Here is a 24290-nt window from a genome sequence, read left to right on the forward strand (position 1 = left end):
TAAAGATGTGAATGATAGAAGGTATAAGATAATGAAAACTTCAATCTATGGCGCAACTAAAGAACGAAACTTCTATGCCAGCCCAATGGCCTTGAGCACGGTTGTGCTAACCGCTGTGCTGGGGCTGAGTGCCTGTGGTGGCAGTAGCTCGGGGCCGGTAACGGTAACACCTGTCCCTCCTGCAGTGGAATCGCCTGAAGCGGGCAGCGAGAATTACACTGCACTGAAAGCCGATGGCACAATGTGGGTGAATGAGTCGGAGCAAAAAGTCTCTTTGCGCGGTATCAATATTGGTAACTGGCTCAGCATGGAGCTTTGGATGTTCGACAATGGGGATGACCCCTTGGGTGAGAACATTCCGGATCAGTGCTCGCTAGAGGACAAATTAACCGAGCGGTTCGGCGAGGCGGAGAAAGATCGTTTAATCAAGCTTCATCGCGACAGCTGGTTTACCGAAGCGGATTGGGATGTCATTGCTGAGGCCGGGTTCAACGTTGTGCGCATTCCGTTTCCCTACAGCTTAATCGAGAATGACGATGCTCCAATGACGTTGAAAGACGATGCCTGGGAGTATTTGGATTGGGCGATTGCTGAAGCTAAAAAACGCGAAATCTATGTAGTGCTGGATCTGCATGGCGCGGTAGGTGGCCAGGGCGTCGAGCAGCATACAGGCTGTGAGGGGCAAAACGAACTGTGGAGTAACGAATCTTACCAAGAGCGTACCAAGTGGTTATGGGGTGAGATTGCCAAGCGCTACAAGGGTGAGTCGGCCGTGGCCGGTTACGGCTTGTTAAATGAGCCCTGGGGGACAGACTCGGCAACCTTGCGTGATTTTCTTGTTGAGCTGTATAACGAAGTGCGCGTCCACGATGAAGAGCATGTTGTCATTCTGGCGGCTCATAACGCCGACGGTATTTCCGCCTACGGTGACCCGCTGGATTACGGCATGGAAAACGTCGCTTTTGAGCCACACTTTTACCCGGGCCTGTTTGGTTGGGGTGAGATAGGTTACAACGTACACCGCGACTGGTTAACCTGTGGCGAAAACGGCGACTCCGGTGTGTGCGACTGGGCAAACCGGGCCCGCAAAGTCTATACCCCTATGTTGGTGGGTGAAATGCAGCCCTGGAACGGCTTGGGCGAAATGGGCGGTGAAATTACCCGCGCCACCTTTGATACCTATAACGATTTGAATTGGGCCGGCACGGCCTGGTCCTATAAAGTCGCGACCGCGGCCGGTGGTTTGGGCAATGGTACCTGGGGCTATGTAACCAACAACGGCGATCAGTTGATTACCAAGGCGCAAACTTGGGGCTGCGCCGGATGGGAGTCCACCTTTGCTAACGCATGTGATGTACCCGCCAGCAGCACAACGCCATACGAAGGCGAAGGAACGAAAACCATGTATCTAGTCATTAAAACCGGTGGTTTTAATGGTGTGGATGTGGTTTACGACAGTGTTCAACTCAGTAGAGACTCAGACGGCACCAATATTGTTGTTAATGGTGAATTTGGTTCTGGCTCCGAATCTAGCTGGACGGAAGTTTCCCTGTGGGGTGATCCGCGCGATTACGATTTTGGATACGCACCCGGTGAATTTGCCGGCAGCGATACTGGTGAAGCCCTGCGGGTGACCTCCCCGGCGGGCAGTCATGCACTCATTTATCAGGCCGTTGAAGTGGAAGGTGGCGAGTCCTACACCTTGTCTGGAAAATTCACCGATCTGGGCAGCAGCGATACCTGGGCCGAGATTTATCTGGTGCCCGATATGCCTCAAGAGTGGGTGGATGTGACCGGGCGTGCTATCCCCAGTGTTGACGTCAACTCATCGTCTATTGAGGAAATCGAAGATTATTTCAGCTTCTTTGCGATTGATGAAATGGACTATGTGGTGAATCACTGGGTCAGAGAGTCGATGACCTCGGACCAGCCGGCGACAATTTTCACTAATATTCCAGGTAAAGCCAGCAATCTCACACTGGATGTCAGCGACACCAATGTTGCGCTTAGCTGGGATAGTGCCGATGGCGAAGTCGTAGGGTACAAGGTGTATCGCTCTTTGGCGCCTCGCTCCGGGTTCGAAGAAATCGCGTCGGTTGAAGCAAACCGCTACAACGACGATACCGTAAGCGCCGACACCACTTATTACTACTATGTAGCCGCTTACAATGATACGGATGAAGGCTACGCCAGTGACATTATGGCCAGTGGGGAAACCTTCTACACCGTACCGACCAAAATTGAAGCTGAAAGTTATTCGGCCGCGCACCCCGGAGTGCAAACGGAAACTGCGGGTGATGAAGGTGGCGGCTTTAATATCGGTAGCTTCGAGAGTGGCTATTGGGTGGATTACGACATCAACGTCACCGCCGCAGGTCCCTACGTAATGGACTTCCGCTTGGCAAGCCAGGTGGGTGATGTTCAGTACGAAGTACTTGTGGGCGATCAGGTGTTAACCACGGTGACTGTTCCTAACACTGGGGGGTGGCAGTCGTACCAGACCTTGAGCTTCGATGTAGACTTGCCCGAAGGTCGTTCAACCCTGCGTTTACGCTCAATTGACAACCAGTGGAACTTGAACTGGTTTGAAATAAAAAATCCCTAACGAGTAAACCACGTCGCCGCTAGGGCGGCGTGGTGATCTCCGTGTCATAAGTATTGGTCTGAGAAGCAAAATTGACAGGTTAAGCGCAGTAAAAACTGCACAATAGCGGATCAATGATGTTTTCAGTATCCATGGCTTACTTTCGCTTCGGTATATAAATAATGAAAAATGAGGCTAGATATGAAATCTAAAACGAATATTCGTCAAGTTGTACCTAACCTTCGAATCAAAGCTAGGAAGTGGACTTTTCTGGCCGCTTTGCTAAGTGGACTCTTTATGGGCGCCGAAAGTCATGCCCAATATGTTTCCACCGAAGGGACAAAGATTGTTGATGAGGATGGTAATGATCTTTATCTAAGTGGTATCAACCTGGGTAATTGGTTGTTGTGGGAAGGCTATCTGATGATGGGTGATTTCAACTATCGAACCCATTCACAGTTCTTGAACTCTCTTTCACAGGCCTTCGGTGGTATGGATAAGGCCGAAGAGTTTGAACATCAATGGCGCTTGAATTATGTTGACGACAAAGCAATTGCGGATCTCAAAGCACTCGGCTTCAATTCTGTTCGTGTGCCCTTCCACTATAATATGTTTTGGGAAAACGGTAGCTTAAGCAACAAGGGCTTCCAATACTTTGATCAGATCATAGAGGCTTGTCGGAATCACGACATGTATGTATTGCTCGATATGCATGCAGCGCCGGGGTATCAAAACCCTGGAGACCATGCCGATAACGTGGACTCCAATGCTAGTCAGCCTCGCGCTACTGTGAAATTCTGGGATGGGAATAATGTGGCTGTTGCCAGCGCTGTATGGCGCCACATTGCCGATCGCTACAAAAATGAACCGGTAATATGGGGATATGATTTAATTAACGAACCGGTGCCCCAGCCCGGGCGTGAATTTGAATTGCTGGGTTCGCTAATTACCATGCGTGATGCCATTCGCGAGGTGGACAATAACCATATTATTGTGGCCGAAGGCTCCTGGTGGGGATCTGATCTGACCAAGATTGATTGGAGTGATCCACAGGTCCAGGCCGAAACTGGCGTTAGTGAGCAGTGGGATCAAAAACTGGTTTATCAAATTCATCACTATGGGCCGGTCTCAACGACCCGCGGACGTGAAGATATTACCAATAATTTGAATATCCCGCTTATTATTGGTGAGTACGGTGAAACTGATCCGGGCAATCTGGCCGCGATCACTGACTGGGCAAAACAGGAGCTTTCGGGCTACTTTCCCTGGTCTTTTAAAAAGATGTCCCACGACAAAACCCTGTGGACGATACCTCCAAATAACGCTTACAACCAAGTTAAAGCCTTCATCAACAATGGCGGAACTCCTCCGACGCACCTTTACGATGAGATGATTGACTTTGCTCAGAATAATGTTCGCAATGGCCATTCCAGTCATACCTGGCATCAGGGGTTTTATGATGCGATTGCGCCCTCTGAGCAAATGGTCCAGCCGGATTGTTCCGAGGCCGAACAGAACTCTATCCCCGCAAGAGTCGAAGCCGAGTCGTTTTGCGATAGCTCGGGACTTAGAACCGAAACCACAGGAGACGTCGATGGCGGACAAAATGTGGGTTTTATCAGCCCCGGTGACTGGGGCGAATACAACATTATTGTGCCGAGTGACGGTACCTACACACTGAAACTACGCGTTGCGGGCGAAGCTACCTCCGGTCAAATAGAGGTTAAAGTCGGCGGTGCACCAATCGCCACTGTCAGCACGCCGGTAACGGGAGGTTGGCAAACCTACCAGACAGTAGCACGCGAAGTTTCACTGGATGCGGGCTCTCATCGCCTGAGGCTGGATTTTATTACCGGAGGCTTTAACTTAAATTGGGTTTCCTTTGAGTCTGGCGCCTCGATGCCCGACCCTGTGGACCCTTGCGAGAACGCTGTGCAGGGCTTGCCCGCTAAAGTAGAAGCAGAAAACTATTGCGATATGCTCGGTGTTCTAACAGAAACCACAAGTGATACTGGTGGCGGTACTAACATTGGCTGGATTGACGCAGGTGATTGGGCAGAATATCGGCTTAGTGTGGCCGAGCGTACCGACTTCCTTGTTACCGCCAGGGTGGCCAGTCAGAATGGTGGCGGTCGTATGAATATCGAGGTAAATGGTAACAACATCGGCGGCTACGACATTCCGGCCACGGGAGGTTGGCAGAATTGGCAGTCGTTATCGGTGCCGGTGACCTTGGATGCGGGCACTCACGAAGTAAAGTTTAACTTCGTAAACGGTGGTTTCAATCTCAACTGGGTGGATTTTTCCGAGCAGGTCTCCGCACCACCAACAGAAGGTCTTCAGGCCGGCACCTATATCATTACCAATGAGTCTAGCGGCAAAGTCTTGGATGTAGCCGGCGTATCTTCCAGCGATGGGGCGAATGTTCAGCAATGGGATTATTCCGGTGGCCTAAACCAGCAGTGGATGGCGGAACCGGTGGGCGATGGTAGCTACGAATTAATCAGCATCAATAGCGGTTCGTGTCTGGATGCCGATGCGGGCAGCGACAATGTTCATCAATGGACTTGTCAGAACATCAGTAATCAGCGTTGGTTTATTGATGAGCAGCCGGGTGGTTACTTTACCATTTTGACGATGTCGGGAGATGCTCTTGAGGTGGCAGAAGACAGTGCAAACAACGGCGCCGATATTCGTACGGCGAGTGCTACACAGTCAAAACGTCAACAGTGGCGTATTGAACTAGTGAACTAAATTGACAATGCTCTCCTCGGGATAGGGCTAAGTTTTACTATCCCGCTACGTAGTGTCAGGCTTGGGCTTTTGTCTTTTAGGCAATTAGCCCTTTTTTTAAGCCTTTCGCAGCCCTTTCATAAATAGCATGCATTGGTTTTTCAGTAGTCCTCTAGGAAACCGTGACTACCCATTGTGGTTTACAAAGGAAAAGTTTCCAGATGGTATAGATTCCATATTACGCGCAAATACCCTGATCGTTTTCTTGAAGTGATCCTGGGTACTAGGCGCGGATGAGCTTGTCGAAGAGGAGATTGAAGCTGAGGTGAATCAGGACCGCGTCGGTCGATTGAATGCTTACCTGATAGAATAATATTTGCAGTGATCTCGAATAACCAGGTAATTATGATATTCGTCTTGAGCAATCCTAATCGTCGTCCTGCAACCTCGGCGGGATTTTCGAACTATTTTGGTTTTACAGGTTTCGTGCTCGCCGCCGACGAATTTTGAGTCGCTATTACCCCGACAATCACAATTGCCGGGGTAATAATTACCAAAAAATGGTCTCTCTACCGCCGGTTATTCGTATACGGTAAAACGGCCTTTTAATCCCGAGGCGGCATCTTTAGCAATCCATAGTTCGAAATCACCGGGTTCTGTGACTTTCTCCATGTTCTGATTATGGAATGCGAGAGCCTCGGTAGGCAGCTCAAAATGAATGGCCTGTGATTCCCCTGGTGCCAGAGTTACACGCTGAAAGCCCTTCAGCTCCCGAATGGGGCGAGTTCTGGTTCCCACCAAATCCCGGATATAAAGCTGCACAACCTCTGTCGTCTGTACCTTACCCGTGTTTTTGACCGTGGCGCTTGCCCGAATCGTCTCGCCCAGAGCGACGCGAGAACTAGGAATAACAAGGTTGGAGTAATCGACATCGCTATAGGTCAGACCAAAACCAAATGGAAATTCCGGTTCGTGGCCGTAATCGAGATGATTAGAGGAGTTGCCAGGTGCATGTTGAAATACCCCCTGTTCAATGTCGCCAATGAGTGTGTAATTGTCCTCGGTTGCCGGGCGCCCGGTGGCCATACGATTGTAATAGATGGGGATTTGCCCTTCACCTTTAGGCCAGGTAATGGGCAGACGGCCCACCGGCGAATAATCACCGTAGAGGACATCGACTAAAGCCGGCCCCGCCATGGTGCCGGGATGCCAAGCCATCATAATCGCATCAGACTGATCGAGTACCGGGCCCAGCTCGATGGGCCGGCCAGCCATAATTACCGTCACCAGCGGCTTGCCTGTTTCGCTTAAGGCTTTTACCAGCTCCTGCTGCGCGCCAGGTAATGCTATATCAGCGCGGCTGTGACCCTCGCCGGATAAAATAGACTCTTCGCCACCTACATATACGATTACGTCGGCTTGTTGTGCGGCTTCTACGGCTTTATTAAAGTTCTGGGTCGATGTGTCGCGGCTATATTCCAGCCCTTTAACAAAGGTAAAGGACTCATTTCCGCCCAGATACTGCTCTAGAGCGGGCACCAGAGACACGGAGTCTTTTTTGTCGCCATTGTAAATCCAGGTGCCCAGCTGTTCGTGGGGCACATTCGCCAGAGGTCCAACAAGAGCGATCTTGGCCTCTTTGTTCAGCGGCAACACAGAATTGTCGTTTTTGAGCAACACAAAGCTTTCACGCGCCGCTTCGCGGGCGGCTTGTCTGTGTTCATCGCTTAAAATGACAGTATCGCGATTGCCTCTAGGGTAAGGGTTATCCCAGAGCCCGAGTCGCATTTTGATTCGGAGCATATGACGCACTGCCTGGTCCAACTTGGCCTCTGTGAATTTTCCCTCCTCGATTAATTCGGGCAAAAACTTCTGATAAGTATCGGTATACATTTCAAAGTCGATACCCGCGTTGGCGCTCAACTCGGCAGCATGTTTGGCGTCTCGGGCAAAGCCATGGGGCAGCATTTCCATAACGGCATTCCAGTCACTGACTACGAAGCCGTCAAAGCCCCACTCATCCCGTAGTATCGTTTTCAGCGCATGCTTATTAGCGGTGGCGGGGATATCGTTCAAGGTATTGTAAGAGCTCATAATAGTCATAAGGCCCGCGTCAACGGCCGCTTTAAAGGGCGGCAAGAAAATGTCGCGCAGTCTCGCCTCTGGTATATAGGCGGCGTTGTAATCGCGACCGGCCTCAGCTGCTCCATAGCCAATAAAGTGTTTGGCCGAGGCTGCCATAGCGTCTGGGCGCGTGGGGTCATCTGTTTGAAAGCCCATGGTCATGGCGACCCCGAGTACAGAAGCCAGATACGGGTCTTCACCCAGAGTCTCCGCTATCCGCCCCCAGCGAGGGTCATGGGATATGTCAATCATCGGGGCAAAAGTCCAGCGAATACCGTCTGTTGTGGCTTCCTTGGCGGCGATGCGTGCACCCTTTTTAACCAGCTCCGGGTTCCAGCTGGCTGCCTGGCCCAAAGGGATAGGGAAGATGGTTTCGTAGCCGTGTATGACATCTTGGCCAAAAATCAATGGTATGCCTTGTGGGCTTTCTTCCACGGCGATTTTTTGCAGTTCGGCAAAAGCATTATCGTCGACAGAAGAAAAACTGACGTTCAAAAAGCCGCCGACTTCACCCCGGCGAATTTGTGCTTTGAGTTCAGGTAGCTGTTCTGCGCTATAGGTGCCAAAGTCGCGGAGTGCGAGTTGTCCCACCTTTTGGTCTATGGTCATAGTCTCGAGCAAGACATCAATACGGTTCTCGATGGCATCGGCGTTGGCGAATGAGGCGCCGATACACATGATCGGCAAAGCGAGATTCATTAGCTTTTTCATAGGTGACTCCGTTATCTCGTCACTTCGTTATTTGTGAGCAGCGTATCGCTGAGTGAATGGCCCATAAAACAGGCCTGCCGGGACTATAGGGCGGGTAGGCTGCTGTGTCGTACGGGGAAAGCACTTTTCGGGTCGAACGCCCCTATATCCGCAAAGTTCGGCCTGCTGGCATTTATTCGAACCCGTTCTGGCTAATCAGCAGGAAATACGAACGCTTTTTTAGGGTTAGCAGGCTAGCCTGAACAGGCAGGGTAGCTATATGGGATAGGGTTATTCCCACAATAATAATATGAGGCGAGTTTTATGATCTTGCGACGACTTTATCTGTGTGGTTTGACCTGTTGCTTGGCAGCTTGTGGTGGAGGGACAAGTAATGGGGCATCACCGGTCTCTCCCGGCGGACCCTCGGATGTTCCCGATCCGGCGCCTACCAAACTTTTTGTGGATCGCACTGACGAAACCGGTATTGAATTTCTGGCAGGCTACAAAACCTCCAAAGGCGTCAGCGATATTATGAAGTACTGTGGCGGTGTAGCCTCCGGTGATATAGATGGCGATGGTCTGGTGGATTTGTTCTTTATTAAGGGCGATATCGATCGGCCCGGCCTCTACTTAAATGAAGGTAACAACCGTTATCGTGAGGTGGCGGCTGAATGGGGCGTCGATATTCAGGACCACAAAGGTTGTGGCCCGGCTTTCGCTGACGTTAATGGTGATGGTCGGTTGGACTTGTTTGTGGGGGGCATCGACGGTGACCGGAGTTATCTACTCGTACAGCAGAAAAATAACCTAGGGCAGTGGCGTTTTATTGATAAAACCCAGGAGTACGGCTTGGCGGAGCTGGTTTCTCCCAATACGATTTCGGCTTCATTTGGCGATTACGATGGCGACGGCTGGCTGGATCTCTTTTTAGGCCACTGGGGAACCCCGGAGTCGGTGCCCAAGGAACATTTGTGGCGCAACTTGAGTGGCGAGCGCTTTGAGAATGTTACCGCTGAGGCTGGGTTGGCACAGCATATGATCCAGCAGCCTAATAATACGGCGGTACTAGGAGCGGGGGTGGATTACAGCTTTTCAGGTGCTTTTAGCGATATCAATAACGACCGCTGCCCGGACTTGCTGGTAATTGGCGACTTTACCACCTCTCAGGTGTTTTTAAACCGCTGCGATGGTGTGTTTGAAAAGTACCTTTCTGATGTGATTGATGTGGACAATGGTATGGGGGGCGCCACTGGCGATCTGGACAACGATGGTGACCTGGATTGGTTTGTCAGCGGTATTGCCACAGCCGCAGGGCAGGGCAATCGCCTGTACCAGAATAACCATCAATCGGCCCAAAGCTATGCCCAGATGTTTACGGATGTAAGCAAAGACAAAAACATTGTCGATGGAGGCTGGGGGTGGGGCGCGTGCTTTGCTGACTTCGACAATAACGGTTGGCTGGATATCTTTCATGTTAATGGTTGGCAGGCGGGGTTGTTCGGCTCCAGCTATGCAGACGATCGTTCGCGGCTCTATATGGCGCAGACGGATGCTGAATCTGCGTTCCCCCACTATCTCGAAAAATCCCTTGCCTTGGGAATTACTGATCGTACGCAAGGGCGTGGCGTGGTGTGCTTCGATTCGGACAATGACGGCGATGTGGATATTGTGACCGCCAACGGTATTTTCGATGAGGGCTTGATACCATTTAAATTTTATCAAAACACTCACGCCGATGCGGGGGCAAGTAGCAGTCGCCATTTGCGTATTCAATTGCGCGGTGCCTATCCAAACACCGCCGCCATAGGCAGCAAAATTCTTGTGGTGTCTTCACGAATGACGCAAATGCGGGAGGTTACGGCCAACAGTAACTTTGTCTCAAACAATCCCGCTATCCAATATGTGGGATTACCACAGGGCGATTCTGCCGAAACGATAGAAGTCCGATGGCGAGATGGGCGTATCAGCGTGTTGCACGGCCCCTTTTCCGGTATGCACATCACCATTGACCACCCAGACCGTAAGTTTTGAGGTTAACCATGCAAATAAAAAAAAAACATTCTATTAATAGCGGCCCTTGGGGCTTTGGTAACCGCTTGTGGCGGCAGTGGCGAGACAAGCGAAACCGTTGATGCGCCCCCGCCGCCACCCGCTACTCGTGAACCCCTTAGCGATGAAAAATCACCCTCGCTAGCTCGGCGCTGGAACGAGGTTTTGTTGGAGGCTATCCGCAATGATTACGCGCGTCCGACTTCTCATGCGCGTAACCTTTTTCATTTGTCTGCGGTGATGTATGACGCCTGGACGGTATATTCAGATACGGAGAGCTCCTACTTGCTGGGGAAAACATTGAATGGTTTTTCCTGTCCATTCGATCGCGATGGCTTCACGGTTTATAGCGAGAAGGCTCGTGAAACGACCATAAGCTACGCGGCCTATCGTTTGATTACGCATCGATTTTCGCAGTCGCCGAGTGTTGCCTATACGCTATTGCAATCCAACAGATTGATGGAGACATTGGGGCTTAATCCTGAACTGGCCACACCCAGTGCACAAAGCGGTGCCGCGGAGCTGGGCAATTACATCGCAGATTGCTACATTCGTTACGGCTTGCAGGACGGCTCCAATGAGGAAAACGGCTATCAAAGCCGTTACTATCAGCCGGTTAATCCGCCCATCGCGCCCGCCGAGCCAGGCAATCCGGATGTGAATGACAGGGGGCGGTGGCAAGCGATTGAGCTGGAAACCTCTATTGATCAGTCTGGCAATCAGGTGTCTTCAGTCCCTAAGTTTATTGGGGCAGAGTGGGGCAATGTCTTGCCGTTTGCGCTGACTGAGTCGGATCGGCAGAGCCATCAGCGCGGTGGCCACACATACACCGTCTATCTCGACCCGGGCGAGCCTCCCTATCCCAATAGTCACTACCGGGAGATCTATCAACGCACCTTCGCCTTGGTGGCTATCTGGGGTGCGCACCTGGACCCGGCAAAGACGCCCGTTATTGATATTTCGCCCGGCGCCCTGGGTAACCTGGATATAGACGAATTTCCCCGCGATTTTAGCGAATACGATCAGTTCTACTCGTTGTTTGCCGGTGGTGACCCTGGCAAAGGCCACGCTGTAAACCCTATTACCGGGCAATCTTATCCAAAGCAGGAAGTGCCTCTGGGCGATTATGCGCGAGTATTGGCAGAATTTTGGGCAGATGGCCCGGAATCGGAAACACCACCAGGGCATTGGTTTGTCATTCTCAACCATGTGACTGACCACCCCGATTTTGAGCGTCGTCTCTGGGGCGCTGAATCTGTCGGGCCACTAGAGTGGGATATCAAAGCTTACTTTAGCCTCGGGGCGGCGATGCACGACTCGGCGGTGGCGGCCTGGAGTAACAAGGGCTGGTATGATTTTACCCGGCCCGTTTCAGCCATACGGGCCATGGCGGATCTGGGACAATCCAGTGATCCTGCTGCGGCGTCTTATCACCCCGAGGGGCTGCCACTCTACCCAGGTTTTATCGAGCTGGTTAGGGAGGGGGATCCGCTTGCGCAAAACCAGCCAGAGAACATTGGTAAAATTAAGCTCTATAGCTGGCGTGGCCCAGACTATATTGAATCGCCGCAAACCGATATTGCGGGGGTTGGGTGGATTTTGGCGGAAAACTGGTGGCCTTACCAGCGGCCAACATTTGTCACCCCGCCCTTTGCCGGCTATGTGTCGGGTCACTCTACCTTTTCCCGTGCGGCGGCGGAGGTCTTAACCGCGATAACCGGAAGTGAGTACTTCCCGGGTGGTATGGGCGAGTTTGAAGCACCGAAGAACGAATTTCTTGTCTTTGAGCGCGGGCCCAGCACCGACGTTACCTTGCAGTGGGCAACATACCGGGACGCGTCCGATCAATGCAGCTTGTCAAGAATCTGGGGTGGTATTCACCCGCCGGTGGATGATCTGCGAGGACGTTTTATGGGCGAGAAAGTCGCGCAAAAAGCCATAAACTTGGTGCAAGCAATGTTTGCTGGCGATTGAATGCGGATTCGGTGGGGCCAGAGCCGTGAATCAGGGGCGGTAGGAGCATAAAGGCCTGGCAGGCCTTTATGCTCGTTGAGGTTATACGGATTTCGAAGATGTATTCACCGGATTAATAGACTCTAACCTTGAGAAACTGACATCCATTGTTGGGTGTTATAAATAGGGTATTACCGGAGAAACTATCGGACGAAGCGTAGTTTCCAGTAACCTCAAGTTGTCCCGAGCCCGATTGGTCTTGAATGTTGCCACGGAAATTGCATTGACTGTTTGCGTCGCTATCCCATACCTGCAGAGTCCTGTTTTGCAGGTTTTCAGGGAAGGTAACACAGCTGGCAACGCCCAGCTCAATTTCGGTTCTTGTGTCCATTGCCATTTGCTCACAATTGTTCGCGCTACTCGAATTGCTACTGGAGCTACTGGAATTGTTTGAGCTGCTGCTAGAGCTGCTCAAGCTGGAAGACGATGCCTGGGAGCTGGATGAACTACTGCTTGAGCTTGTGGGGCTGCCGCCACATGAGCCATTTAATTCGTCGAAGCAGGGGTAAGGACCGTTGTTTGGCTGCTCAATTGATTGGTCTAGAGAGTAATCGATATTTCTGGTTTGATAATCTTTCCACACCAAAGTTGTCCCGCCATCCAAACGAGTATTGTTCGAAATGTGCATGGTAGGCTCTTGCGCTCGGAAGGTACCAGCCGAATAAGGCAGGTTAAACTCGTTATCGTAGATGTTTGAACGTTTGTGCTCACGATAGCTGTACACAGCATGAGTAATATTATCGTCGCCTTTGTAGTCCATAACGTTATTGCGCACCAGAGCCTCATTACCTTTTAGGTCGATAAAGCTATCTGCTTGGGGGGAGGCCGATGTGCCTACGATACCCCGGGCATCTACATGGTTGTACTCAATGACTGTCCCGGTAGTGCCCGCTTTAACATCAAAAGCCTCGGCAGTAACCCAGGGACCGATAGTGCAGCCGCCGATGGTGTTGTAATCGCTATTGTCGGGTGGGGATTCTTGATGACCGTTATTAGTGCCGACATACACCCCTTCACCGGTGCCTTCTTTACCCTCGCGCTTGCCTGTGTCGTGAATATAGCAATTGGTCAGCTTGTTGTAAGAGCTGCTATCGCGAAAGTGCACGGCTTCCTGGCCTACGTTATAAACTTCTACATTATCGATTAAGTTGTGATTCGCCCCTTCGAGCATGATCCCTTTTTGTGCCCCGGTAAATTTCAGGTCTTTAACTTCCCAGTAATCCCCTTCGAGCAAAAGAACATACCCCGTATCAACGTTATCTCCTTTCAGAACCTGTTTGCTGGAGGTTGAAGCACTTCGTAAAACAATCGGGGAATTGGCAGTCCCGCTTTTGTCACTGAAAAAATGAGCTCGGCCTTCACCGCTTGTACTTCTGTTGCCCGTATATGAGCCCGCGTGAACCACAATTTCATCGCCAGGGCTTGCGCTTTTTAGCGCATTTTGGAGCTCTACTGAGTTATAAACTGGAAGGGTGGCTGCAAAGCTGGTTGTACTAACTAATGCGGTAGCAGCGATGAGAAGTTGTAACGAAGTCATATTTTTATGGTGTTGATTCTTCATTAGTGCCTCCATGGAGGGTAATTGGTAAGTGTTTTTTATGTTATTTGATTAAAAGTGCGCCATAAGTTGGTGCGAATTCAAATATAGTAAGGTGGCCTACTGGTAAGACCAAAGCAAGGCTAGTACGCCAACGGATGCGTGTCAATTTGTTCTGATGGTTTTGTATAGTGGTTCACTAATGAATGGTCTACTCACCCACCCGGCCAATAATTATTGGCTGTGGTATGGGATATTTATTTAATTTTTTTCAATGAGTGACGACGTCGTGTAAATCGATTAGTTGCCACTTTCAGCGTGTTTTATCGAACACTTAGATTAGGCATTTTCGGTAAAGCGTGCTATTTGCTCGTTTTTTGTGACTTAATCGAGTTTTCATTTGGGCGTGAGCGGCTGAGCGTTGCAAAGCCTCGTGGGACTTGTCCCTGCAGCTCTCGGATAAGTAGAGGTAATTGTGGGTGATTTGCGGGTGGAAAAGGAGTCGTGTCAACCATGGATGTGTATCTTTGATACTGAAGGGCATCCACTGGTTGATGGCGGACTGGAATACTGGGGGCAAAACCTGCTTTAACGAGTCGGGTAAGCGTTGTTTTAAAGATTTTTGGGCTCACTCTTCCGACCAGTAAAAGCCGCGTTTAAAGCGTCTATTGACTGGGTGTTTGAACGCTGGCAGCGGGGACCTGCTATACATATTTACCATTATGCCAATTACGAGATTGCCGCCTACCGCAAGTTAATGAGCCGGTATGGTGTGTAGTCGCTCGGCCTTGATCTGACATTTATCCGATTTTCATCCAGTGCCTGTCAGTCTAGGTCTGAGTTACTGCAAGTAATGGGGGTACACCATTGTGGGGCAGAGCCTGCGCCCTAAAAATCCAGGGTTTTCGCACAAAGCCGCTTGGTTTCCAGGGCGAAAGATAAGTAGATCAGGACGATTTGTTTATCCATCCGGTTAATAGTAACGTCTCTCTATCTGAGATCCGTTAAAAGTGCCCAATATTTCTGTTTCCACACGGTCAGATCGTTTTTTTCGTCGCACACGCGCATCAAAGTCTTTAATAGGCGTACTGGTAAGTGGTTGATTTTGCAAGATAATAATAGGCATTACGGCAGTAACTGTTTGCGTGGTGTTACGCATCAGGTTGGCCACAGGTTGTACCCGCACATCCCGCCTAAGTCTTAATTGTTCCGGTGGTACGGGGCCAATACTTTCTATGAGTTGCTTTAGCGGGAGTCCCGCTATCTCGTCACGGTTTAAAGCCTCCGCTTCAATTCGCTCTATCAGTTGTTGTTTGCCCTTCAAGTCCAGTTTGCTCAGAAGCTGCTTTCTTTCCCAACTGAACCCCAGGTTGCGAATATCTTCGCTCATAAAACACTTAATTGTTCGGTATAGATGGACTGTCATTATGCTGCTGCGAACCTCGCGAAGCGCTTTGAAGCGAGCTTGCCGGGAGGGTAGGGCGGTTATTTTTTGCCGTAGAGAGACTTTGTGCTGGTTAATGTTATCTACGCAATTGAGAAGCTTCTGAAGCTGATCGTTAGGGGTGTTGTGCGGTTGGATCCAAATCACTCCCACACGTCTTCTGGCGATTTTTTGGGATAGACCTTTCTTGATATAGAGGTCCTGGAAGCTTCGGATGGCCTCTTCAATGGCGTCGTGGGCATGAACTGTTTCACCCGTAATCCTACTTACTGGGCTATCTTCCTGGCCTTTTATAGCATCGGGAAGCTTTGTCACAAAAGCACAGCTTGATTCGATGCTTCTGAGCACTTGGGCCAACTGTGTAAGTCCCTCGTCAAGTTTACGAAAATGATCAGATATATCGCTTTGCGAGGATGACGGAGCAATAAGTTCAAACGGTTTGTCTTTCAATTTATGACTCCTAGAAGCATTTACTCTCGATAATACATCCATTAGACCAACATGCAACATTGTTTTTAGATGGCAATATCAGTTCTGTTTAACTTTTTAAATGAGATTCGGTAAATGGTTAAACAGAGTGTAGGGTTTTATGTTATTGCCACCTTTTGCATGTTGGTCTAAAGTTTGGGTTCCAGCGAATAATTCTGCTCGTTGAGAGGATCGTAGCTTCTTAGGTCACCATTAGTTGCCTTGGGGGTGGCGATATAACTTACGGTGTTTAGGCGTCCCAAGCTCACTCTATTAATATAAATAAAGACTAATATATTGTCCTTTAAATCAATAAAATAGCTGGTATAATGTTCTGTAAATTCGATGGCGCCTGAGCTTTATATGCAGAGAAAACCCTACTCGCGGTGTTACGTATTCGCCGTAGACCCTCTTGGCAAAACAAGCCTTGCTGGGGAGTTAGAAATGATGCGCGCCGGGGGCAGTTTTAAATATAGTGCCTCGTGGCTGGCACGCGTTGATCGCTACGCGCTTGACCCAGAAAACTTGCCTTTAGTGCCTGAGAAACAGTATTGCGATAACACGAATGGAGTGTTTCCGGTCTTTTCCGATGCGGGACCCGATGACTGGGGTAACCGGGTTATGTTGCAGCGGCATGAAAGCCAACCGCGCAATGAGATAGAACGGTTACTACGTACCAGCGGTACTGGTGTGGGTGCATTGCGCTTCTCTTTGTCTCGCACCCGCCCCAAACCTCCGCCCCCAGCACAAGATATTGCCCTGCTGGAAAGGCTCGCGGTTGCGGCTGAGTCAATTGAAAAGGCCGATGAGCTAAGTCCAGATGAATTTAAACTGATTGAGCATGGCTCTTCCATGGGCGGCGCCAGGCCCAAAGCAGTCGTAGCCGATGGTGAGAAAGAGTACATCGTAAAATTCTCTAAGCAAGGCGACCTGCTACAGGATTTACCTCGGGTGGAATTCGCCACGATGACTTTACTGGCCAAAGCGGGTCTAAACGTCCCCGAGGTTAGAATCCAGAAAATCGGTGCCGACCGCACTGCGTATCTTATTCGCCGATTCGATGTCGACGCTGGTAAAGTAGTGCGTCATTACTTATCCGCCCACGCTCTTTTCAACAAAGAGCGTCACAAAAAGTACGCCGATGGTCATAACGACGATCGGGGCTATATCGCCCTCAGCCGAAAAATCCGTAGTCATTGTCAAAACCCCACCCAAGATTGCGGCGAACTGTTTGATCGCATTGTTGCCAATGTTTTGCTGGGCAATTCCGATGACCACCCCCGCAATCACGGTTTTGTCTACGATCTAGATCATGGCCATTGGAGCCTGGCGCCACTTTTCGATGTTGTGCCCATACTTTCTTCAATCGCGAAACCTCAAGCTATGACCATTGGAACCGACGGATACGAGCCCTCGGTAGCCAACATACTAAGCTGTGCTCAGGCTTTCGGGCTTACTCAGCAGGACGCGCTTAAACGAATAGCTGGGTTTATTGAGATTATGGCCACCTGGGAGGAACACTACCAATCTTGCGGCGTTCCTGCCGCTGATATCCGCCAGCTCCATAGGCTAATTGGTACGAGGGTTAAAGAAGCCCGAGAAGCGCTTGAACAAATTTGATAGTGAGCTGGATTGCAGTAAAGGTACAAATACCATGGCCGAAAAAAAATACTTAGCCTCACTCAGCGAAGAGGCCCGAAACTCTCTAGAGATACTCGGAGAGAACATTGCAATCGCCCGTAAAGCCCGCGGTTGGAGTCAAAAAGAAGCTGCGGAGCGATTTCAGATGAGTAAAACAACTTTGGTCGCCGTAGAGAAAGGCGACCCTAAATCAAGCATAGGCTCTTACCTTGCTGCACTCGATATCATGAACCTACTTGATGGTTTAGACAGTATTGCCGCTTCCCATCGCGACCCTATAACGCGAGCGGCAAAGATCAGCCCAAGACGATAAGTATCGGACAGTACTTGTAGAGTGTGTCCGTTCCATTCCTATTAACTCCATTCCTAGAGCGTTTTCACTAAAAGCTCATCCTGGATACGGCGTTAATGGCTTCCCAAGCCTTTTCTATCTCCTTGATATCTCCGCTTAGAAGTAAGTCAATGGGGCGTGCGCCACAAAAAGGTTGGTTGTAATTTTTCATCGTCATAAACCCATCGACATTCTTAGGGTTCTCGAAAAGGCGTTTTAGCGTATCGTCTATCGCGATGATATATTCGCACTTCATATAATGAAGTTGTGTTTCATGAGTCGCCTCATAACTCGACAGTCCCAGAATCAAATTCTTCTCTGAAGGTCCAATCCCCCAACGGTTCAAAACTTTTTCTGCGTCCATTATTATTTTATCTCTTATCATTCAATCTCGCCTATTTATGATCAGGTATGAATTAAACTTTTGACAAAGTAGCTCTCTGGACCTGTTATTCCAGAGAAGGCTACTTTTAGTGGGGGTGGTAATTATATGGCGTCGGTTTCCTAAGAGGATTATTAATCCTGATTCAGAATCAATCCACCGGACGACCATTATAGTATGGTCGTCGTGATAAAATATAATCGCAAGAGTTTTTTCATGAAATTTAAAAAAACGGTGTCAGATCAAAAATTCTTGACTAAACCTTTGACAAATCAGCGCCTCTTTTTCAATATCGAAAGTGGACGTGATGACTAACGAGGTAGGCTCATGGATTTGGGGCTTTTTCGAATAGGGGTGGCTCTCAAGCAGTACCGAAAAGAGAAAAGCTTAACGCTTTCGGATCTCGCTGAGAAGACCGGGTTGGAGTGTAGCACTTTATCCGCAATCGAAAATGGGCGCTTTGATGGTGATATCGGTGACCTGTTGACTTATATCCACGTTGCTAGTCTTGAGATCACATGTGTCCGCCGAGATCAATCCTTCCCTCAGCTTCATGTTCAGGATAGTTTCAGAGCAGAGAAGTACCTAAATAATCCTCCCCTTCTGGCGCCTAAAATTCTTACTTCTCCTTGCGCCGATAAGCACTTTATCCACAAAGTTGATACCCAGACCATCAAGCAGTACTTGGTCTACATAGAATGCGGCCTTGTGGGAACCATAGAATTCACTACCAAAGGCTTAGTGGTCACCAATCTCTGCCCTCGAGTATCGAGCGAGTATTCCGAAGGCCGCACTTTACTGAGCGATAATGATGTAAGAAACCAGTTTCGTTTCCCTTTTTTTGGTTCGCTGGACTTGGAGCGTGACTGCCTGCGTATTGGCTTCGAACTGGACGAGGATGACGTTTTAGCCACTGCGGCCATAACTTTGGAGCCCCTTAATGAGAAACTTCAAGTCCTGGCTAGCGAACAAGTGGACCTAAAACCTATCTACATACCGTCTTCATTTTCGAAGCAAGAGAGCAGCTCAATAGTTAATGATGTAAAGCCAAGACTTTTGGTACTCGATGTAGATAATACTTTGCTGAGTACGCATGCCTACGATGCCAACGGTAATCGCACCAGCCGAACCAGCACAGAGCTAGGCGTAAACGCTCAGGCGGCCAGTTACAACACTGGAGATCAGTTACAAACTCAGAGCAATACGATTTTCGATAGCATCGGAATATCAGTAGCAACTGAACTTGCCTGGAGAATAAAAGAGACATATACAGCTGCCAGTTGCAAATTAAAATGCCAAGCGAAATGCGTTCTCTTGTTTATAGGTGCAAAAGCAACTGGTGATGTAATTAACAATATAGCAGAAAAGACTGTTAATTCCTTCAAGCTGGAAGCTAAATCGTTAGCGAGGAAATGGTTGCTTAGAGCAATGCCGGGTGTGGGATGGGTAAGCACAGCTTATGCAGCTGGAGAATCAATAAATTGCCAAATAATATGCTGGGAAATTTAATTTTGAGAAATTATATTTGGGCTTTTCTAATTTTTATTTTGTTGGTAATTTCCACTATGGCGAAGGATTTATTGATATGGAATGAAGGTAATAGCTTTATTGAGGCCTTTTCCCATAAAAAAGTTATTCATTATATTGTATATCTTTGGGTATATTCCATTTGTGCGATAGCTTTGTTCGGCGGTCGTTATATATACCATCAACTTCGGGGTGAAAAGTGCCGTCCTATTCGAAAAATAACTGCTCCCTATATATTTATTTTGCTCTTTGGTGTAGCGTTTTTTATCACTGATGCTGTGGTAAATCGTTTTTATGGTTGAGTCGACTGGATCGCTCGGCTTTTAAGCGGGTAGTTGGTTTGGTACTTACTCGTTTAATATTTCGGAATTCTTGGGGCAAATACCGTTTTAAATGGCAAGCCCTTTCGCACCTTTGTTGTCGTCAAATGGCATTCCGCTCTTTAAGACTCCATAGCTCAAATGAATAAGCTTGCACATGGCGGCACCGATTATCACCATTTTTGACTTTCCTGTTTCTGTAAGCCAGACGTACAGTTCAATTATTGAAGGGTTACATTTAATTGCTACCATCGCAGGGAAAAACAGCGATTTCCGAAGTGATGCAGGGCCGACTTTTGACATGCAACCGTATCGGTTAATGGAGCTTACAGACTGAATTTCCCGGGGTGCTACACCGCAGAATGATGCGAGCATTTGGAATAGGCAGAGGTGGGAGTTCGGAAGCTCTATTAAAATGGATGTGCCTACGAATATTCGGGGTAATCCGAGTGAGAATAGAGCCGATATAACTGAAATGTATCGTAGTTATAAGTCAGAGATTTGTGAGTGTGATGGATAGAGTTAAAGTTCTAAGAGGGTCGCTTTTAGGTTTAGGATGAATCCTGATTTCTATGATTTTGTTTACTGCAACCTATGATTCTAGAGAGTATAGTCATATCAAAGAGGAAACTAAAGTAAGGCTTTATGACCTGGGAAAGGCGCTAGCTCTTTATAGTAGAGATTATGGTCGGTACCCAAGTTCGGAGCAAGGGAGCGGAGAGTTAGTTGGTTACGAGAAAAGGTATGTCAGGTATCTGATTGATTCCGACGCGTGGGGAAATAGATTTATTTATTTGGAGCCTCCAAAGGCTGATATGCCTTTTAATTTATATTCAAAAGGTAAAAATCAAACTGATGAACGTGGAGGCGGAGACGATATTAGTTATTGGAAAGTAAAACCTGAACTTGACGAGGCTTTCAGAGAGTAGAAATAGTAGAATTACAGGATTGGTAGGGTGAGCCTACACTAGTTTACTAGATAGCTCACAGTAAAATAAAGCAGGACAAAAAGAGGTGTTTATGAGCAAGTAGATTTACCCAGAAGAGATTGAAATAAAGCAACCAAACTGAACACTGTGTAATCTCCCCAGTAATCCACAGCGGTTATTAATAGAAAATTCTAATAAAAATAAGATTAAGTCTCCCCGTCAAGTAGACAATCCATAATTAGAATATTTTATCTATCTGAGTCCCACGGAATCTGAGGCACAGGCTCTCTCGGTTGGTCCCACGCCAGCTTTTTAGTAAGTTCCGCCATTCCACCGCGTTTCGCCTGAATACGCTTGGCGTATTGAGTCAGCATCGCCATGGATTTCCAGCGTCCGGACAGCATAATCTTTGCCGAATCCACATTCCCTTCGACCATCTCCTGCGCCGCGCCCACGCGGTTTGAGTGCCCGGAGAACACCGAAGGCTCCAACCCTAACCGACCGGCCGTACGTTTAAAACAGCGCGACACACCGCGCTCCGACAGGCGATTGCCCATTTTGCCGCTGGAATAAATGCCTCGAAAAATTGCCCCAGAACTCTGCCCACTGCGACGCTGCCAACCCAGGAGCAAATCCGTGGTGTTGCGAGAGAGGTACAGATACGAGCCATCACCGTCCTGATCGGTTTTGTGCCAATCGAGTTCCAGTAAGCTGGAGCCATCCGAATCGATGCGCAGGTCCTCCCAATCAAAGCGCACCAGCTCAGACTGACGGCATAAAGTTTCAAAGCCGACGAAGAGTAGGGCGATGTCTTGGCAATCGCGCGCAATAGCGGGGTCGAACAACGAGAGTGCTTGTTCCAGGTGAGCCACCCGCAGGCCTTCGGCCTGGCGCCGTTTATTTTTCACCATTTTGCGAATACGGCCGAGTCGATTTCTCACTTTAAACGAGGCGCGCGGATCATCCATCTCCATGGCATTAGCCCACGCGACAAGACTGGACACTCGACGATCAATGGCCGAGCGCTTACGACCCTCAGCCATCATATGCGAAAGGTAGGCATCCACGGCATAATCCTCGAACGGCAGCGGCGGATAACCCATCCGCACACAGTACTCGACGTACTGACACAGATCGCTGTAGCGGGCGATTTCCGTGTTATTGGGAACCGTGTCCAGCATGTCCATTGAGCGCCGATCAAAACGTTCAAACAGCTCCCACGACAATACTGGCTGCAAGCTCTTCAGCAAACGATCTCGGTAGCTCGCAATTTTTAATTGATGGGGCGTTTTTCGCGGAATAATCGCTTGGGCGTCCAGCGTACCATTGACCCGGTGGTCAGAGCGCTGCTTCACGTTCTTTTTACCCGCGGCGACCCGAGCGGCGTTTTTGTCGCGGCGCTCCGAAGGAAATTCGCTCATTCAACGGCTTCTCACATGTGGTTAATTATTGACCGCATAGTGCCATTTTTACTTATATGTGTCAAATAAGTACAATTATAGGACATATATAAAGTAAAGTAGAAAAATTATTTTTTCGACACATCTTTAATGCTTACTCGAACAGTCGTAAAAATGACCAAAATCACATTTTCATGATGTTTTGTATACAATATATAGTATACATATTAGGATGCATCCTCCGCTCCAAGATCATAATAACGTTAGAGAGGCACAGATGAATAAACTCACCTGCACATTCGCAGCACTGCTTACCAGTGCATCTACGTTTGCCGCCGATTGGGATGGCTTACCGGTTCCCGCCGATGCCGGCAGCGGCAACACTTGGCAACTACAAAGTAACGTATCGGACGACTTTAATTATTCCGCTCCCGCCAATGGAAAAAGCGCAGCGTTTTACGACCGCTGGTCCGAAGGCTTTATTAACGCCTGGCAAGGCCCTGGGTTAACTGACTACCACAATCCCAACTCCAGGGTGGAAAACGGCAAGCTAGTCATCCAAGCCACCCGCAAACCCGGCACCAACCAGGTGTACACGGGCGCTGTGCACACCCATGACAGTATTCAGTATCCGGTTTATATCGAAACCAGCAGTAAAATTATGGATCAGGTGCTGGCCAATGCCGTGTGGATGCTTAGCAGCGACTCCACCGAAGAGATCGACATTGTTGAGGCTTACGGTAGCAGCCGCCCTGATCAAACCTGGTTTGCCGAGCGCATGCACTTGGCTCATCACGTTTTTATTCGCGATCCGTTTCAGGATTATCAGCCCAAAGACATGGGCGCCTGGTACGCCGATGGTCGACTGTGGCGCGATCAGTACAGCCGCGTAGGGGTTTACTGGCGCGACCCGTGGCACCTGGAGTACTACATTGATGGCGAGCTTGTGCGCACGGTATCCGGTGTGGATATGATTGATCCTTACGGTTACACCAACGGCACTGGTTTAAGTAAGCCCATGCAAATTATTGTTGATGCGGAAGATCAGGACTGGCGCTCTGACAATGGTATTGTTGCCACCAATGCTGAACTGGCCGATAGCAGCAAAAACCAGTTTTATGTTGATTGGATTCGCGTTTACAAACCGGTACCAGACGCCAATGGTGGAAATAATGGCGGCGGTAACGACATTACCAGCAGTGTCGACTTTGATAACTTTTTTGCCACTGGCAAAGTAGGCAACGCTGTTGCCGGTGATAGTTTTACTGGTTTTAACCCATCGGGTAACGGCAACATCAACTACAACACCGTAGGCGATTGGGCCGAGTACAGCATCAATCTACCCGAGGCCGGTGAGTATCGTCTGGAGCTGGACACTGCTTCCACTGTGAGCTCAGGCCTCGGCGCCGACATCAGTATCGATGGTGTGTTTGTCGGTAGAGTTGCTATCTCGCAAACCGGCGGTTGGGAGAGCTACCAAACGTTTAGCCTTGCCAACACGATCAACATCGGTGCCGGCACTCACACTCTGCGTGTACAAAGCGCAGGCAGCTCGCAGTGGCAATGGAACGGCGACACGATTCGCATGGTTAAAGTGGGCGAAAGCTCAAGCGGCAACCAAACAACCACGCCTACACCCACCGAAGCGATCAGCCTGGAAGCCGAAAGCTTTAACAACACTGGCGGACCCTACGGCGGCTTCCAAACCTATACTCAAAATGGTATTTCAGCCACCAACTACAACCAGCGTGGCGATTACGCGGAGTACAGTCTGTCGGTACCGACCGCGGGCAACTATAACGTAAGTGCTTTTGCCGCCACCCCCGAGACCGGTTCAGCCATGACGCTAACGCTAAACGGCAACGCCCTGGTCAGCTTAGACGTACCCACAACCGGCGGCTGGAACACCTTTACCGAGGTGAGCTCGAGCGGCGCTGTTGCCTTGCCCGCAGGTACTCATACTCTACGAGTAGCCAGCTCCGGTAACACTGCCAACACCTGGGAGTGGAACGCCGACCGTTTTATATTTACACCGCAATAAACATTGTTAACCCGGTGCGACTTTACCAGTCGCACCCTCACCCCTCCGTCTTAGCTCGCCGCAAACGCTTAAAA

At 49.3% G+C, this 24290-nt stretch carries 15 protein-coding genes; 9 read left to right on the top strand and 6 right to left on the bottom strand.

Annotated elements, in window-relative coordinates; translation table 11 throughout:
* The first annotated feature begins 31 nt into the window (after nt 1-31).
* Entirely contained in the window at nt 32-2605 is a 2574-nt protein-coding gene (locus tag D568_RS0106225; RefSeq protein WP_020208724.1) for a carbohydrate-binding protein, read from the top strand.
* A gap of 180 nt (nt 2606-2785) precedes the next feature.
* Nucleotides 2786-5338 (top strand): carbohydrate-binding protein, encoded by a 2553-nt coding sequence (locus tag D568_RS0106230; RefSeq protein ID WP_051084020.1) that lies wholly within the window; start codon nt 2786-2788, stop codon nt 5336-5338.
* Between the two features lie 558 nt (nt 5339-5896).
* Here the strand turns inward: D568_RS0106230 and bglX are convergent.
* Nucleotides 5897-8152, bottom strand: coding sequence for a beta-glucosidase BglX (bglX, locus tag D568_RS0106235; RefSeq protein ID WP_020208726.1), 2256 nt, complete (start codon nt 8150-8152; stop codon nt 5897-5899).
* Nucleotides 8153-8455: 303 nt separating this feature from the next.
* Between bglX and D568_RS19460 the strand changes: the two genes are divergently transcribed.
* Complete coding sequence (locus tag D568_RS19460) at nt 8456-10165, top strand: CRTAC1 family protein (RefSeq protein WP_083915316.1); 1710 nt, start codon at nt 8456-8458, stop codon at nt 10163-10165.
* A 54-nt stretch (nt 10166-10219) separates the two neighbouring features.
* Complete coding sequence (locus D568_RS19465; protein ID WP_020208728.1) at nt 10220-12157, top strand: vanadium-dependent haloperoxidase; 1938 nt, start codon at nt 10220-10222, stop codon at nt 12155-12157.
* A gap of 112 nt (nt 12158-12269) precedes the next feature.
* Here D568_RS19465 and D568_RS0106250 read toward each other — a convergent pair whose 3' ends face one another.
* The gene (locus D568_RS0106250) at nt 12270-13757 is read right to left on the bottom strand and encodes a right-handed parallel beta-helix repeat-containing protein (RefSeq protein ID WP_020208729.1); all 1488 of its coding nucleotides are present in this window, start codon (nt 13755-13757) and stop codon (nt 12270-12272) included.
* Nucleotides 13758-14706: 949 nt separating this feature from the next.
* Nucleotides 14707-15627, bottom strand: coding sequence for a DNA replication terminus site-binding protein (locus D568_RS0106255; protein WP_020208730.1), 921 nt, complete (start codon nt 15625-15627; stop codon nt 14707-14709).
* 381 nt (nt 15628-16008) lie between these two features.
* Here D568_RS0106255 and D568_RS0106260 point away from each other — a divergent pair, with 381 nt between their 5' ends.
* Complete coding sequence (locus D568_RS0106260) at nt 16009-17265, top strand: type II toxin-antitoxin system HipA family toxin (RefSeq protein ID WP_169334788.1); 1257 nt, start codon at nt 16009-16011, stop codon at nt 17263-17265.
* Nucleotides 17252-17599 carry a helix-turn-helix transcriptional regulator gene (locus D568_RS19470; protein WP_157497724.1) on the top strand — a complete coding sequence of 116 codons (348 nt, stop codon included), beginning with the start codon at nt 17252-17254 and terminating at the stop codon, nt 17597-17599. The genes D568_RS0106260 and D568_RS19470 overlap by 14 nt, the downstream gene beginning before the upstream one ends.
* A 67-nt stretch (nt 17600-17666) precedes the next feature.
* Here the strand turns inward: D568_RS19470 and D568_RS0106270 are convergent, their stop codons facing one another.
* Nucleotides 17667-18002 carry a hypothetical protein gene (locus tag D568_RS0106270; RefSeq protein ID WP_020208733.1) on the bottom strand — a complete coding sequence of 112 codons (336 nt, stop codon included), beginning with the start codon at nt 18000-18002 and terminating at the stop codon, nt 17667-17669.
* 324 nt (nt 18003-18326) lie between these two features.
* On the opposite strand from D568_RS0106270, the gene D568_RS22145 reads away from it, so the two are divergent.
* Nucleotides 18327-19508, top strand: coding sequence for a helix-turn-helix domain-containing protein (locus D568_RS22145; protein WP_020208735.1), 1182 nt, complete (start codon nt 18327-18329; stop codon nt 19506-19508).
* A 407-nt stretch (nt 19509-19915) separates the two neighbouring features.
* On the opposite strand, the gene D568_RS21380 is transcribed toward D568_RS22145, so the two are convergent.
* Entirely contained in the window at nt 19916-20221 is a 306-nt protein-coding gene (locus tag D568_RS21380) for a transposase (protein ID WP_083915317.1), read from the bottom strand.
* A 197-nt stretch (nt 20222-20418) separates the two neighbouring features.
* On the opposite strand from D568_RS21380, the gene D568_RS19475 reads away from it, so the two are divergent.
* A complete protein-coding gene (locus D568_RS19475) occupies nt 20419-20775 on the top strand; it encodes a type II secretion system protein GspG (RefSeq protein ID WP_020208738.1) in 357 nt (118 codons plus the stop codon).
* 248 nt (nt 20776-21023) lie between these two features.
* On the opposite strand, the gene D568_RS0106300 is transcribed toward D568_RS19475, so the two are convergent.
* Nucleotides 21024-22196 (bottom strand): tyrosine-type recombinase/integrase, encoded by a 1173-nt coding sequence (locus D568_RS0106300; RefSeq protein ID WP_020208739.1) that lies wholly within the window; start codon nt 22194-22196, stop codon nt 21024-21026.
* A gap of 256 nt (nt 22197-22452) precedes the next feature.
* Here D568_RS0106300 and D568_RS0106305 point away from each other — a divergent pair, with 256 nt between their 5' ends.
* The gene (locus tag D568_RS0106305; protein WP_020208740.1) at nt 22453-24216 is read left to right on the top strand and encodes a carbohydrate-binding protein; all 1764 of its coding nucleotides are present in this window, start codon (nt 22453-22455) and stop codon (nt 24214-24216) included.
* Nucleotides 24217-24290 lie beyond the last annotated feature (74 nt).

The organism is Gilvimarinus chinensis DSM 19667 (assembly GCF_000377745.1).
Lineage (GTDB): Bacteria > Pseudomonadota > Gammaproteobacteria > Pseudomonadales > Cellvibrionaceae > Gilvimarinus > Gilvimarinus chinensis.

Bases quoted from the DNA above. Each gene is read 5' to 3' on its own strand.
- D568_RS0106225 (WP_020208724.1), top strand. From the start codon at position 32: ATGAAAACTTCAATCTATGGCGCAACTAAAGAACGAAACTTCTATGCC.
- D568_RS21380 (WP_083915317.1), bottom strand. From the start codon at position 20,221: ATGCTCGCATCATTCTGCGGTGTAGCACCCCGGGAAATTCAGTCTGTA.
- bglX (WP_020208726.1), bottom strand. From the start codon at position 8,152: ATGAAAAAGCTAATGAATCTCGCTTTGCCGATCATGTGTATCGGCGCC.
- D568_RS0106260 (WP_169334788.1), top strand. From the start codon at position 16,009: ATGCAGAGAAAACCCTACTCGCGGTGTTACGTATTCGCCGTAGACCCT.
- D568_RS19460 (WP_083915316.1), top strand. From the start codon at position 8,456: ATGATCTTGCGACGACTTTATCTGTGTGGTTTGACCTGTTGCTTGGCA.
- D568_RS0106305 (WP_020208740.1), top strand. From the start codon at position 22,453: ATGAATAAACTCACCTGCACATTCGCAGCACTGCTTACCAGTGCATCT.
- D568_RS0106230 (WP_051084020.1), top strand. From the start codon at position 2,786: ATGAAATCTAAAACGAATATTCGTCAAGTTGTACCTAACCTTCGAATC.
- D568_RS22145 (WP_020208735.1), top strand. From the start codon at position 18,327: ATGGATTTGGGGCTTTTTCGAATAGGGGTGGCTCTCAAGCAGTACCGA.
- D568_RS0106250 (WP_020208729.1), bottom strand. From the start codon at position 13,757: ATGAAGAATCAACACCATAAAAATATGACTTCGTTACAACTTCTCATC.
- D568_RS0106300 (WP_020208739.1), bottom strand. From the start codon at position 22,196: ATGAGCGAATTTCCTTCGGAGCGCCGCGACAAAAACGCCGCTCGGGTC.
- D568_RS19475 (WP_020208738.1), top strand. From the start codon at position 20,419: ATGATTTTGTTTACTGCAACCTATGATTCTAGAGAGTATAGTCATATC.
- D568_RS0106270 (WP_020208733.1), bottom strand. From the start codon at position 18,002: ATGATAAGAGATAAAATAATAATGGACGCAGAAAAAGTTTTGAACCGT.